Source organism: Shinella sp. 838 (assembly GCF_029623935.1).
In the GTDB taxonomy this organism is placed as follows: Bacteria; Pseudomonadota; Alphaproteobacteria; order Rhizobiales; family Rhizobiaceae; genus Shinella.
This window is the reverse complement of sequence record NZ_JARSBQ010000003.1, coordinates 234,754-247,234: the sequence shown is the minus strand read 5'-3', so window position 1 is coordinate 247,234 and position 12,481 is coordinate 234,754. Positions and strand designations below refer to the sequence as shown.

Annotated in this window: 12 protein-coding genes; 1 reads left to right on the top strand and 11 read right to left on the bottom strand. The window is 64.4% G+C overall.

Features of this window, described 5'->3' with window-relative positions:
* Positions 1 to 11: 11 nt before the first annotated feature.
* The 9 genes from P9A16_RS12735 to trpS all read right to left on the bottom strand — a co-directional run bounded on the left by P9A16_RS12735 (position 12) and on the right by trpS (position 7,283).
* The gene (locus tag P9A16_RS12735) at positions 12 to 1,064 is read right to left on the bottom strand and encodes a PhoH family protein (RefSeq protein ID WP_023515888.1); all 1,053 of its coding nucleotides are present in this window, start codon (positions 1,062 to 1,064) and stop codon (positions 12 to 14) included.
* A gap of 27 nt (positions 1,065 to 1,091) precedes the next feature.
* Positions 1,092 to 2,492: a tRNA (N6-isopentenyl adenosine(37)-C2)-methylthiotransferase MiaB gene (gene miaB / locus P9A16_RS12730; protein ID WP_023515887.1), complete on the bottom strand. Its 1,401-nt coding sequence runs from the start codon at positions 2,490 to 2,492 to the stop codon at positions 1,092 to 1,094.
* 56 nt (positions 2,493 to 2,548) lie between these two features.
* Entirely contained in the window at positions 2,549 to 3,280 is a 732-nt protein-coding gene (locus P9A16_RS12725; protein ID WP_439604466.1) for a lysophospholipid acyltransferase family protein, read from the bottom strand.
* Between the two features lie 96 nt (positions 3,281 to 3,376).
* On the bottom strand, positions 3,377 to 3,802 hold the full coding sequence (locus P9A16_RS12720; RefSeq protein WP_023515885.1) for a Fur family transcriptional regulator: 426 nt from the start codon (positions 3,800 to 3,802) through the stop codon (positions 3,377 to 3,379).
* Positions 3,803 to 3,841: 39 nt separating this feature from the next.
* Positions 3,842 to 4,336 (bottom strand): GNAT family N-acetyltransferase, encoded by a 495-nt coding sequence (locus P9A16_RS12715; RefSeq protein ID WP_023515884.1) that lies wholly within the window; start codon positions 4,334 to 4,336, stop codon positions 3,842 to 3,844.
* Positions 4,337 to 4,340: 4 nt separating this feature from the next.
* Positions 4,341 to 4,988, bottom strand: coding sequence for a tRNA (adenosine(37)-N6)-threonylcarbamoyltransferase complex dimerization subunit type 1 TsaB (tsaB, locus tag P9A16_RS12710; protein ID WP_023515883.1), 648 nt, complete (start codon positions 4,986 to 4,988; stop codon positions 4,341 to 4,343).
* A gap of 30 nt (positions 4,989 to 5,018) precedes the next feature.
* Positions 5,019 to 5,588 carry a NifU family protein gene (locus tag P9A16_RS12705; RefSeq protein ID WP_023515882.1) on the bottom strand — a complete coding sequence of 190 codons (570 nt, stop codon included), beginning with the start codon at positions 5,586 to 5,588 and terminating at the stop codon, positions 5,019 to 5,021.
* Positions 5,589 to 5,687: 99 nt separating this feature from the next.
* Positions 5,688 to 6,179, bottom strand: coding sequence for a universal stress protein (locus P9A16_RS12700; protein ID WP_023515881.1), 492 nt, complete (start codon positions 6,177 to 6,179; stop codon positions 5,688 to 5,690).
* A 36-nt stretch (positions 6,180 to 6,215) separates the two neighbouring features.
* Entirely contained in the window at positions 6,216 to 7,283 is a 1,068-nt protein-coding gene (gene trpS, locus P9A16_RS12695) for a tryptophan--tRNA ligase (RefSeq protein WP_037405969.1), read from the bottom strand.
* A gap of 278 nt (positions 7,284 to 7,561) precedes the next feature.
* Here trpS and P9A16_RS12690 point away from each other — a divergent pair, with 278 nt between their 5' ends.
* A complete protein-coding gene (locus P9A16_RS12690; RefSeq protein ID WP_023513840.1) occupies positions 7,562 to 8,035 on the top strand; it encodes a YcbK family protein in 474 nt (157 codons plus the stop codon).
* Between the two features lie 5 nt (positions 8,036 to 8,040).
* Here P9A16_RS12690 and murJ read toward each other — a convergent pair whose 3' ends face one another.
* Together murJ and P9A16_RS12680 are read right to left on the bottom strand one after the other, a co-directional pair.
* Positions 8,041 to 9,633, bottom strand: coding sequence for a murein biosynthesis integral membrane protein MurJ (murJ, locus tag P9A16_RS12685; protein WP_023513841.1), 1,593 nt, complete (start codon positions 9,631 to 9,633; stop codon positions 8,041 to 8,043).
* The gene (locus P9A16_RS12680) at positions 9,630 to 12,473 is read right to left on the bottom strand and encodes a [protein-PII] uridylyltransferase (protein ID WP_023513842.1); all 2,844 of its coding nucleotides are present in this window, start codon (positions 12,471 to 12,473) and stop codon (positions 9,630 to 9,632) included. Before P9A16_RS12680 ends, murJ begins: the two co-directional genes overlap by 4 nt.
* Between the last annotated feature and the right edge of the window lie 8 nt (positions 12,474 to 12,481).

The following is a 12,481-nucleotide window of genomic DNA, read 5'->3' as shown; positions in this document are numbered from 1 at the left end:
CGAGGACCGCCTCAGCGGTCCAGCTGCTCGCTTTCGTCCTGCACTGCCGTCTGGGCTTCATAGGCCCGCACGATGCGGGCGACCATCGGGTGGCGGACCACGTCGACATCCTTGAAGCGCACGACCGACACGCCCTCGACGCCCTTGAGGATCTGCAGGGCTTCGACGAGGCCGGATTTGACGCCGCGCGGCAGGTCGACCTGGCTTGGATCACCCGTGACGATCATGCGGCCGTTTTCGCCGAGACGCGTCAGGAACATCTTCATCTGCATCGAAGTCGTGTTCTGCGCCTCGTCGAGGATGACAGCGGCATTGGCGAGCGTACGGCCGCGCATGAAGGCGAGCGGCGCGATTTCGATGACGCCGGCCGTGATGGCGCGTTCGACCTTGTCGCCCGGCATCATGTCATAGAGCGCGTCATAAAGCGGGCGCAGATAGGGATCGACCTTCTCCTTCATGTCGCCCGGCAGGAAGCCTAGGCGCTCGCCGGCCTCGACGGCCGGACGCGACAGGATGATGCGGTCGACCGCGCCGCGCTCCAGAAGCTGGGCGGCATAGGCGACGGCGAGATAGGTCTTGCCCGTGCCGGCCGGGCCGACACCGAAGACGAGCTCGGAGCGCTCCAGCGCGCGGATATAGGTATCCTGCGTCGGCGTGCGGGCGGCGATGGTCTTCTTGCGGGTGGAGATCTGCGACATGGTGAGTTTGGCCTTGCGCTCCATTGTCGGCAGCGAAAGCTGGTCGTCCGCGGCGATCGCCATGCGGATCGCGCCTTCCACGTCGGAAAGCTCGATCGAGCCGCCCTTCTGGAGACGATCATAGAGATAATCCAGCGCCCGGCGGGCCTGGTTTGTGGCCACCACGTCGCCGGAGATGGAAACGGAATTGCCGCGCGCCCGCGCATCGATGTTGAGGCGCTGCTCCAGGAGCTTCAGGTTCTGGTCGAACTGACCGAAGAGCTCGCTCGCGTATCGATTGTTCTCGAAGGTCAGCACGAACTGGTTGGCGTCGGTCTGGCTTTTCGACTGGCGCGGCGATGACGTCGTCAATTCGTGTCCGTTCAAGCGGTCAGGCTCCTTGCGATCCGCCCGTCAACCGATCGCTTCCGCGAAAAGGCTGTTGGGCCCGGTATCGGTGATTCGTACCCGGATAATGTCACCGATTTCCGACAGTTTTGCATCAACATTCACAGGCTGCAGCCAGGGCGAGCGGCCGACGAGCTGGCCGGGCATGCGGCCGGGCTTCTCCAGGAGCAGGTCGATCTCCTTGCCGACACAGCCGCGGGCGAATTCGCGCTGCTGTTGAAACAGCAAAGCCTGCAATCTTTCAAGGCGTTCCGACTTAACGTCTTCCGCGACATGGCCATCCATGTCGGCGCCGGGCGTACCGGGGCGGATGGAATACTTGAACGAAAATGCCTGTGCATAACCGACCGCCTCGATGAGGCGCATCGTGTCCTCGAAGTCCTGATCGGTCTCGCCGGGGAAGCCGACGATGAAGTCGCCGGAAATCGCCAGCTCCGGCTGGACGGCGCGAATGCGCTCGATAAGGGCGATATACTCGGCCGCCGTGTGGCGCCGATTCATCGCCTTCAGGATGCGGTCGGAGCCGGACTGGACGGGCAGATGCAGGTAAGGCATCAGCGCCGGCAGGTCGCGGTGGGCCTCGATCAGGCGATCGTCCATGTCACGCGGATGGCTGGTCGTATACCGCAGGCGCGCAAGGCCCTTGATCTCGGCCAGCCGGTAAAGCAGGTCGCCAAGGCCCCATTCGCCACCATCCGGGCCGAGGCCGTGCCAGGCATTGACGTTCTGGCCGAGCAGCGTGATCTCCCGCACGCCCCCTTCGACGAGACGCTCGGCCTCCGAGACGATCTGCGAAACCGGACGGGAGACTTCCGAACCACGCGTATAGGGCACCACGCAGAAGGTACAGAACTTGTCGCAGCCTTCCTGCACCGTCAGAAAGGCTGTGACGCCACGGGCGCGGGTCCTTGCCTTTTCCGGCGCAGGAAGGTGCTCGAACTTGTCCTCGATGGCATAGTCCGTCTCGACGACGCGTTCGCCACCCTCGGCGCGGCGCAGCGCCTCCGGCAGGCGATGGTAGGTCTGCGGTCCGATCACCAGGTCCACCGCCGGTGCGCGGCGCAGGATTTCCTTGCCTTCGGCCTGGGCGACGCAGCCGGTGACGCCAATCACCATTTCGCGGCCGTCCTTGGCGCGCGCCTTCTTCATCTCGCGCAGGCGCCCGAGTTCGGAATAGACCTTTTCCGCCGCCTTCTCGCGGATGTGACAGGTGTTGAGAAGGACGAGGTCGGCCTCTTCCAGCACGTCCGTCGCCTGGTAGCCGTCCTTTGACAGCGCATCCGTCATGCGGTCGCTGTCATAGACGTTCATCTGACAGCCATAGGTCTTCACGAAGACCTTGCGGGTGTTCGGGCGCACGCTCGGCGTGGCGCTGGCTTCGGGCGGGAGGACGGATTGTTCGCTCATGGCCGCTTCCATAGTGGAAAAGCCCCGGAAAATGAAGCCCCGTTGCGCCCGCCGGTCTACCGCCCGCGCAGGCGCGCGCCCAGCATGGCGCGAATACGCACCTCGACCGTGCGACTCACCTCTTTGCGATTGCTGCTGCGGGAATAGTCAACCCGCTCGCCGAAATCGACATCCACATCCACCGCTCCTTCCCGCGCAATGCCGAGGAGATGCGGCAGAAGCTCGATATCGCCCGGCCAGGCGGCAAGCGGGCGGTGGAAGCGGCCCATGGCCATGCCGTGCACGCCGGTATAGGCGATCGAGACCGGCTGGATGAACACGACACCCTCAGGCGCATGAGGCACGGCGGACGCGGCAGCGCCGAAGAGCGACGTCTTGATCTCCAGCAGGCGGTTGCCGTCCGACGTGGTTCCCTCCGGGAAAAGCACGACGATCTCGCCGTCCGCCATGCGCCGCGCGATCTCGTCCACCTGGTCGCCGGTCTTCTGGCGCTGCTCGCGCTCGACGAAGATCGTCGCCTGGAGACGGGCGAGAATGCCGAAGACCGGCCAGCCGCGCACCTCGGATTTGGCGATGTAGACGACGTCGGCCACCGAGCCGAGCACCATGATGTCCTTCCAGGAGACATGGTTGGAGGCAAGCAGCAAGGGCCGCTTCGTTTCCAGCGTGCCATGCACCCGCACCCTGAGGCCGAGCCCCCAGCAAGCGACGCGATGCCAGAGGCGCGGCACGCGACGGCGGATCTTCAGATTGAAGCGCAGGCCGACAAGCTGGATGGGCAGCAGGATGACTGTCGCCGCGACGAGAACAAGAAAAGCGAAGGCAAGACGCAGCCAGACGATCAAGGGATCACCGGCCGAGGGTCAAGGGAAACGGGATCCGCCTCACTCGCCCTCCTTGAGCGGAATGCCATAGAGCTCGAGGCGGTGATCGACCAGCTTGAAGCCGTGTTCGCGGGCGATACGCTCCTGCAAGGCTTCGATCTCCGGCGAGTGGAACTCGATGACTTCGCCGCTCTTCAGGTCGATGAGGTGGTCGTGGTGCTCGTCCGGCACGGTCTCATAGCGCGAACGCCCGTCGCGAAAGTCGTGGCGCTCGATAATGCCGGCGTCCTCGAAGAGCTTGACCGTGCGATAGACGGTGGAGATGGAAATGCGCGCATCGACCGCCGACGAACGGCGATAAAGCTCTTCCACATCCGGGTGATCGGCCGAAGCCTCGAGCACGCGCGCGATCACGCGGCGCTGCTCGGTCATGCGCATGCCGCGCTCGACACAAAGCTCTTCCAGCGATTTCTCGACATCCGACATGCGATCCTGCCCTCTTTCGTTCGGCCCCCCGATAGGGGACTAGCGAAGATCGCGCCGCAAGACAAGCGCCGTGGATCTGTGACCATCGGCAGCGACATAATAGGCCTTGCGCTCGCCAACCTTGGCAAAGCCGAGCTTGGCATAGAGCCCGCGGGCCGCGACATTGCCTTCGTCGACCTCTAGAAAAATGTCTTCGGCGCCGCGCATCTTCGCCTCGCGCAGGGCCGCCTGCATCAGCCGCCAGCCAAGGCCCGCACGGGAAAACCGCCCATCGACGCCGATCGTCAGGATCTCCGCCTCCCCCGCTGCGGCACGGGCCAGCACGAAGCCGCCGGCCATGCGGCCGAGCGCACCTTCCTTCAGCGCCAGGAAACCATAGACCGGCTCCTGCAGCAGCAGCGAGTGGAATTCGCCATCGTTCCAAGGCTGGGGAAAACGTGCGCGATGCAGCGCCGCAGCAATGCTGGCATCAGCGGTTTCCAGGGGGAAGATGTCAAAGGCCGGTTTGCGGGTGAAGTAATCGCTCAAGGACATGCCGTCATGCCCTCTTGATCGCGAAACCCGCCTGCGGCTTGGCATCGGGACCGCGCAGATAGAGCGGCTTCGGAGGGTGATCCGCAGGGTCAAGGCCGGCACCGAGACGGGCGACGGTGGCGATGGCGACACTGTCGCTGCCCGGCTGTGCACCGTCACGCAGAAGCGATGACGCCGAGCCGGCGATCACACCGTCATGGCCTGCCGCAAGCGTGCGCGCCTCTTCGAGAGCGGCGATTGTCGGTGCTGACAGCGCGGTACCATCGGCGGCAAAACGCTGCCAGTAGACCTCGCCCCGTTTGGCATCCATCGCAATAAGCAGTGGAGAGGTGGCCCGATGGTCGGCCGCAAGCGCCGACAGGGTGGAAACACCGACGGCGGGGACGCCGAGCGCCAGCGCAAGGCCGCGCGCCGCCGCCACGCCGACACGGATGCCGGTAAAGGAGCCGGGGCCGATGGCGACCGCGATCCGACCAATATCCTTGAAGGTGAGGCCGGCGGCATCAAACGCCGCGTCGACGAATTCCATCAGCCGCTCGGCGTGGCCGCGGCCGATATCGGCGCCAGCGGCGCCGAGGATCCGGTCTTCATCAGGGTCATAGAGCGCCGCATGGCAACCCGTACCCGCCGTGTCGATCGCAAGGACGATCATGACGGGCACCGGCGCGTTGCGGGGCAGGCCTTACATGACGGCTTCAACTTCCTGCACTTCCGGTACGAAATGACGAAGAAGGTTCTGCACGCCGTGCTTCAGCGTCGCCGTCGAGGACGGGCAACCCGAGCAGGCCCCCTTCATGTTGAGATAGACGACGCCGTCACGGAACCCCTTGAAGGTGATGTCGCCGCCGTCCTGGGCCACGGCCGGGCGCACGCGGCTGTCGAGCAGCTCCTTGATGGTGGCGACGATCGTTTCGTCGCCGTCGTCGAAGAATTCGTCCTCATCGCCTTCATTGCCGCCGAGCGCGCCGCTTGCCATGACCGGCTGGCCGGACATGAAGTGTTCCATGATATTGCCGAGGATCGCCGGCTTCATGTGCTGCCAGTCGGCGTTGTCCTTGGTGACGGTGATGAAGTCATAGCCGAGGAACACGCTCTTGACGCCGGGAACGGCAAACAGGCGGGCGGCCAGCGGCGAGGCCGCGCGCGCTTCCGTCTCGTCGCGGAATTCGGCGGTGCCGGTTTCCAGCACCACCTTGCCCGGCAGGAATTTCAGGGTCGCCGGGTTTGGCGTCGCTTCGGTCTGGATGAACATCTTTCTCTCCGTGCGGCCGGGCGCTCGCCGATCGGCCAGAATATTTAGAATTATTCAAAAGAAGATAGGCGTTTCCGTACCGCTCTTCAAGGCTGGAGATCAGCTCAGCGCGTCCAGTTCCTCGTCCGAAAGCGAATCCGGAATGACCGTCACCGGAATCGGGAAGGCCTGGCCGCGGCTGGCGAGCGAGGAGACCAGCGGCCCCGGCCCTTCCTTGGCGGAGCCGGCGGCGAGCACGAGGATGGCAACATCCCTGTCTTCCTCGATCAGCGCGTTGATCTGCTCGCTGGCAACACCTTCCCGGATCACTGTTTCCGACTCGATGCCGACCGATTCGCGCAGGGCCTGTGCCGCCTTGGCCAGCACGGATTCGGCCTCCTCGCGCGCTTCGGCCCGCATGATCTCCTCGACACCCAGCCATTGCTGGAAATCACCGTTGGCGATGACATAGAGCAGAACGACGCCGCCGTTGGAGTTCTTCGCCCGCATTCCCGCATAGTGGACGGCGCGCTGGCATTCCGGCGTGTCGTCGATGACCGCCAGGAATTTCCGGCGGTGGCCTTCAAGGCGGGAAAGTCGTCGAGAAACCATACGGCCCCCTTCTCTCAAGGACGTTTCGAGGCGACCTTACTGCACAAAACCGATGATGTCGCGAACTTCCTTCATGGTTTTTTCGGCCCGCGCCCGCGCTCTTTCGCCACCGTCACGCAGGATGCCGTCGATATGGCTGGTATCGTCCATCAGGCGGCGCATTTCGTCCGTGATGGGCGAGAGAACATTGACCGCGAGGTCGATAAGCGCCGGCTTGAAGACAGAAAACTGCTGGCCGCCGAACTCGGCGAGAATCTCCGCCTTGGACTTGTCGGAGAGCGCGGCATAGATGCCGACGAGGTTCTCCGCTTCCGGGCGGCCCTTCAGTCCCTCGGCTTCACTCGGCAAGGCATCCGGATCCGTCTTGGCCTTGCGGATCTTCTTGGAGATCGTGTCGGCATCATCGGTGAGGTTGATGCGCGAGAGATCGGATGCATCCGACTTCGACATCTTCTTGGTGCCGTCGCGCAGGCTCATGACGCGCGGTGCCGGGCCGCCGATCAGCGGCTCGACCATCGGGAAATAGGCATGCACGGGTTCCTCGCCGACGACGATATCGACACCGGTACCGGCCTTGCGGATATGGCTGCCGAAATCGATGTTGAACTTCTGCGCGATATCGCGGGTCAGCTCCAGGTGCTGCTTCTGATCGTCGCCGACCGGCACATGGGTGGCACGGTAGACGAGAATGTCGGCGGCCATCAGACTCGGATAGGCGAGCAGCCCGAGCGAGACCTGTTCGGCATTCTTGCCACCCGTCTTGTCCTTGAACTGGGTCATGCGCTCCATCCAGCCGATGCGCGCCACGCAATTGAAGATCCAGGCCAGCTCGGCGTGCTGCGGCACGGCCGACTGGTTGAAGACGATGTGCTTCTTCGGGTCGATGCCGGAGGCGATGAAGGCCGCGGCAATCGAGCGGATCTGGCTGCGCATATCCTCATGCACGAGCTGCGCGGTGATCGCGTGCAGGTCGACCACGCAATAGATGCAGTCGTTGTCTTCCTGCAGGGCGACGAACTTGCGGATCGCGCCGAGATAGTTGCCGAGATGGAGGTTTCCTGTCGGCTGCACGCCGGAGAAGACGAGGGGCTTGAATGCGCTCATGGCGATATCCTTCAGGCGGGTGGAAGGCCTGGTTCCGTTGGTGAAGCAATTCCGGGAAACGGCGAAGCGGCTTTCCGGCCGGAACTGCATAAAAAAATACGCGCCGCTTATGCACGGCAGAGCGACCGCGATCAAGACCGCCCCTGCGCGGCCGGGGAAACGGCCCATCAGAGGCTCCTCATAAATGACACTTTCCGGGCCTTCTCTCCCCGCGGGGATCAGGGACACAGGTTTTGACAAGCCGCGTTTCGACGCAAAGGCGCAAACCGGAGTGTGCCATGCTAAAAAGCTGTTCGACCCTGCTTGCCTGCATGATGGCGCTGACTTCGCTCTTCGCGAGCGAAGCCACGGCAAGTGGCAAGCACAAACATGCTGCAAGAACCGAGAGGGGCGCGGCGAAGATCTACACCGTCCAGACGCCGCGCGTGCGGCACCGATGTTTCCCCGGCAAGCTGCGGGGCATCCTGTCCCACATCGCCCGGCAGGTCGGTCGAAGACCGCTCGTCACGTCCGGCCATCGCTCTGCCGGGCGCAGGGGATCGCTGCATCGCAAATGCCTCGCCGCCGATATCCGCGTGCCGGGCGTATCGGTGAAGCGGATCGTCGCGGCCGCAAGATCCGCGCCGGCCATCGGCGGCATCGGCACCTACTGCAACGGGATCGTGCATGTCGATGTCGGGCCGAGACGCAGCTGGCACTATTGTCGCGGGTTGGCACGCCTTGCCAGGCGTGCCCGGTTCGCGACACGCTGAGGCGTCTATTCCGCGCTTTCCTCGCTCTGCGTGGCCTTGGCCTTGCGCTTGAGATTGCGCCGGATCATGCCGAGATCCGCGCCGCCGATGAGGAAGGCAACGGAGAAATAGACCACCATGGCAAGGGCGATCAGCAGGCCGAGCGCCATCAGCTGCTCGTAGAGCGGTGCGGCGGATGAAAGGCGATCAGCGAAATAGAGAGAAGCGTAGTCGAGCACCACGGCCATGACGATGGTCGCGGCAAGCAGGCGCGCGACGCGCCAGAGCAGCGCCTTTTCCAGTGGCCAGTGGCCGCGCCGCACCAGCGTGACGAAGAGAAGCACCGCCGTCAGCCAGCCGGAGACCGCCTCGGCGGTAGCGATGCCGCGCTCGTAGAACAGCGGAAAGAGCGACACTGCCAGGATGCAGTTGACGACCACCGACAGCAGCGTGATGCGCATCGGCGTCTTGGTATCCTCGCGGGCGAAGAAGCCGGGATTGAGTGCCTTGATCATCACGAAACCCGGCAGGCCGAGCCCGTAGATGGCGAGCGTTCCCGCCACGATGGAGGTGGTTTCTGGGCTGAAGGCACCGCGCTCGTAGAGCACGCGCACGATCTCGTCGGAGATGACCCAGATGGCACCGGCGGCCGGCAGCGTCAGGAAGAGCACGAATTCCAGCGAACGGTTCTGCAGGTTGCCCGCCTCCCGCTCCTGCCCGCCCTTCAGCGCGCGGGCCAGTTCCGGCAGCAGCACGACGCCGACGGCAATGCCGACGACGCCGAGCGGAAGCTGGTAGACGCGGTCGGCATATTGCAAGGCGGCGATGGCACCGTCCTTGGTGGAGGCGATCATCTGGCCGATCAGCTGGTTGATCTGGGTGATGCCGCCCGTCACGGCCGCCGGGAAGGCAAGCCAGAGCAGGCGCTTGACGTTCGGCGTCATGCGCGGCCGGCGAAAGCCGATCTTCATGCCGGCATGGCGCACGCCCGCATAGAGCACGGCCATCTGCAGGAGACCGGCAGCCAGCACGCCCCAGGAGAGATACCAGGCCGTTTCCAGCGGCGAGGCGCCCTGCCAGAGCCCATAGCCAAGCGCGCCAATCAGCACCACGTTGAGGAAGACCGGCGCGACGGCGGCGGCGAAATAGTGATGCAGCGAATTCAGCATGCCCGACAGCATCGCCGTCAGCGACATGCACATGAGATAGGGGAACATGACGACGGCGAGCTTCACCGTCACGTCGAATTTTTCCGCGTCCCCCACGAAGCCCGGCGCGATGATCCAGGCAACGATGAGCGGCATCAGCAGCTCCATCGCAATGGTCAGCATCAAGAGAACGGTAAAGAGGACGCCGAAGACTTCTTCGGAAAAGCGCTTCGCGCCGTCGATGCCGCCGGCCTCGATCTCCTTGGCGAAGAGCGGCACGAAGGCGGCGTTGAAGGCGCCTTCGGCGAAGAGGCGCCGGAAGAGGTTCGGGAAGCGGAAGGCGGCATAGAAGGCGTCGGCCATCGGCCCGGTGCCGAGCGCGGCCGCCATCAGGGTTTCGCGCGCAAAGCCGAGCACGCGGCTGCCCAGCGTCGCGCCGCCCACGGTCGCGAATTTCTTCACCAGACTCATTGTTCCGTCCTGATCCTCTTCGGCGTCGCGGCAACGGGTGCGATCATGCCGGGCGGCATGCGGTCCCGCAGCTCGTCCGCCTCGTCCGCCATGACGGCCTTCAGCCGCGCGGCGATGTTGGCCTGCCGGTTGTCGTTGGTGACCTTCTGGCCGACGAGGTCGGTGACGTAGAAGGTGTCGATGACCTTCTCGCCGAAGGTGGTGATATGGGCCGAGGCGATGTCGAGCGAGAGGTCCGACAGCACCGCCGTCACCTCGGACAGGAGGCCGGGACGGTCAAGGCACTCGATCTCGATAACCGTGAACTTGTTCGACAGCGTGTTGGAGATTGTCACCGCCGGAGAGACGGTGAAGGTCCGGTTGCGCTTGCGGCTCTTCGTGCGGGTGGCGATCACCTCGGGCAGGCGCTTGCGGCCGGAGAGCACATCCTCGATCATCCGGCCGATCGTGCCGGCCCGGCGCATCTCGTCGGCATCGTTCGGGAACTCGCGGTTGACGAGGATCGTGTCGAGCGCCCGGCCATCGGAGGTGGTGAAGATCTGCGCATCGACGATGTTGGCCCCCGCCGCCGCGCAGGCTCCGGCGATCACCGTCAGGAGGCGCGGATGGTCGGGCGAGAGCACGGTAATTTCCGTGATGGCGTGGAAGGAGTGGGTGCGCACCGTCGTCGCCAGTGGCTGCTCCGCCTTGTCCGCCTCGCGGATGAAGGCGGCATGGCGCACCTGATCTTCAAGCGAGACCGTCAGCAGATAGGGATCGTAGTGCAGGCGCGTATAGGTCTTCCGGTCCTTCTGGCTCCAGTCGGCCGGAAGCGCGCCGGAGAGGATTTCGCGCGCGGCATGGGCGCGTTCCTTGCGCGACAACTCGGAAAAGCCGCCGGAGATCAGGAGTTCGGTCTCGTAATAGAGCGTGCGCAGCAGCTGGCCCTTCCAGCCGTTCCACACGCCCGGGCCGACGGCGCGGATGTCGCAGACCGTCAGCACGAGCAGCATCTTCAGCCGTTCCAGCGATTGCACCTTCTCGGCGAAGTCGACGATGGTCTTGCGGTCGTTGAGGTCGCGGGTCTGCGCGACCATCGACATGGTCAGGTGCTCCTCGATCAGCCAGACGACGAGTTCCGTCTGCTTCGGCGAGAGCCCGAAGCGCGGGCAGAGCTTGCGCGCGACCTTGGCGCCCGCCTCGGAATGGTCCTCCGGCCGGCCCTTGGCGATGTCGTGCAGCAGCACGGCGACATAGAGCGAGATGCGGTCCTCGATGCTGGGCATCAGCTGGTAGCTCAGCGGATGGGCATCCTTCTCGCGCCCCTGGTCGATATCCGCCAGTACGCCGACGGCACGGATCAGGTGCTCGTCGACCGTGTAGTGATGATACATGTTGAACTGCATCATCGCGACGATCTTGCCGAAATCTGGAATGAACCGGCCGAGCACGCCCGCCTCGTTCATGCGGCGCAGGATGAGCGCGGGATCGCGCGGCGAGGTGAGGATCGACAGGAAGAGGCGGTTGGCCTCCTCGTTCTCCCGTAGCGCCGCATTGACGAGTTTCAGCGAGCGCGTGACCTGCTTCAGCGCATCGGGGTGGAACTCCAGCCCGTTGATGTCGGCGATGTGGAAGAGCCGGATCAGGTTGACGGGATCGCGCTTGAAAACGTCAGGGTCGGCGATGGTGATGCGCCCGCGATCCTCAAGGAAATCCAGCGTGCCGGCGATCTTGCGCGTGCGGCGGGTGAAACGGCTGATGACGGCGGTGATGCCGGGTGCTTCCTTGGCCTGCTGGTCCTCCAGCGTGGCGCAGAAGATGCGCGTCAGGTCGCCGACGTCCTTCGCAACCAGAAAATAGTGTTTCATGAAGCGCTCGACCGCCGAAAGGCCGGGATGCGGCTGGTAGCCGAGGCATTCGGCAATTTCGCGCTGGATATCGAAGGAAAGCCGCTCCTCCGCCTTTCCCGTCAGGAAATGCATGTGGCAGCGAACCGCCCAGAGAAAGTCGTCGGCCTTCTGGAAGAGCTTGTATTCCTGGCGCGAGAGGACACCGAGCTTCACCAGCTCGGCGGGGTCGCGGATATGATAGAAATACTTGGCGATCCAGAACAGCGTGTGCAGGTCGCGCAGCCCGCCCTTGCCTTCCTTGACGTTCGGTTCGACGAGGTAGCGCGTATCGCCGGCCTTGCGATGGCGCTCGTCGCGCTCTGCAAGCTTGGCGGCGATGAACTCCGGGCCGGTGCCCCGCACGATCTCGCGGTCGAAACGAACGGCGAGATCTTCGAACAGGGCCACCGAGCCGCAGATGTAGCGCGCCTCGAGGATCGCTGTTCGGATCGTCATGTCACCCTTGGAAAGCTGGATGCATTCCTCCAGGTTGCGCGTCGCATGACCGACCTTGAAACCGAGATCCCAAAGGATGTAGAGCATGAACTCGATGGCGGGCTCGCTCCAGGCGGCCGGTTTTGCGGGCAGCAAAAAGAGCAGGTCGATGTCCGAGCCCGGCGCCAGTGTGCCACGGCCGTAGCCGCCGACGGCCGTCACCGTGATACGCGCGGCGGGCGATGCCTGGCCGGCGCTGAAGACGTGGTTGAGCGCAAAATCGTGCAGGACGGCGATCAGCTGGTCCTGCAGCCAGGAAATGCGTGCGGCACATTGCAGGCCGCTGCCATCGGCAAAGAGCAGTTCGCGCGCCCGTTCGCGGCCGGCAGTGTTCACCTTCTTGAACTCGGCGAGCAACTCGCGGCGCATGCGGTCGCGGTAGTCGGCATTGGTGCTGGCGATGAATTCGCATCTGGCGCGCAGCGCGGGCACGTCGATCAGTCCGGAATCGGCCGGCGCCAGGAGCTTCTTTTCCATCGGATGCC

Excerpts from the sequence above, each read along its gene's own strand:
- miaB (WP_023515887.1), bottom strand. The coding sequence starts at position 2,492 with ATGAGCGAACAATCCGTCCTCCCGCCCGAAGCCAGCGCCACGCCGAGC.
- P9A16_RS12720 (WP_023515885.1), bottom strand. The coding sequence starts at position 3,802 with ATGTCGGATGTCGAGAAATCGCTGGAAGAGCTTTGTGTCGAGCGCGGC.
- P9A16_RS12715 (WP_023515884.1), bottom strand. The coding sequence starts at position 4,336 with ATGTCCTTGAGCGATTACTTCACCCGCAAACCGGCCTTTGACATCTTC.
- tsaB (WP_023515883.1), bottom strand. The coding sequence starts at position 4,988 with ATGATCGTCCTTGCGATCGACACGGCGGGTACGGGTTGCCATGCGGCG.
- P9A16_RS12705 (WP_023515882.1), bottom strand. The coding sequence starts at position 5,588 with ATGTTCATCCAGACCGAAGCGACGCCAAACCCGGCGACCCTGAAATTC.
- P9A16_RS12700 (WP_023515881.1), bottom strand. The coding sequence starts at position 6,179 with ATGGTTTCTCGACGACTTTCCCGCCTTGAAGGCCACCGCCGGAAATTC.
- trpS (WP_037405969.1), bottom strand. The coding sequence starts at position 7,283 with ATGAGCGCATTCAAGCCCCTCGTCTTCTCCGGCGTGCAGCCGACAGGA.
- P9A16_RS12690 (WP_023513840.1), top strand. The coding sequence starts at position 7,562 with ATGCTAAAAAGCTGTTCGACCCTGCTTGCCTGCATGATGGCGCTGACT.
- murJ (WP_023513841.1), bottom strand. The coding sequence starts at position 9,633 with ATGAGTCTGGTGAAGAAATTCGCGACCGTGGGCGGCGCGACGCTGGGC.
- P9A16_RS12680 (WP_023513842.1), bottom strand. The coding sequence starts at position 12,473 with ATGGAAAAGAAGCTCCTGGCGCCGGCCGATTCCGGACTGATCGACGTG.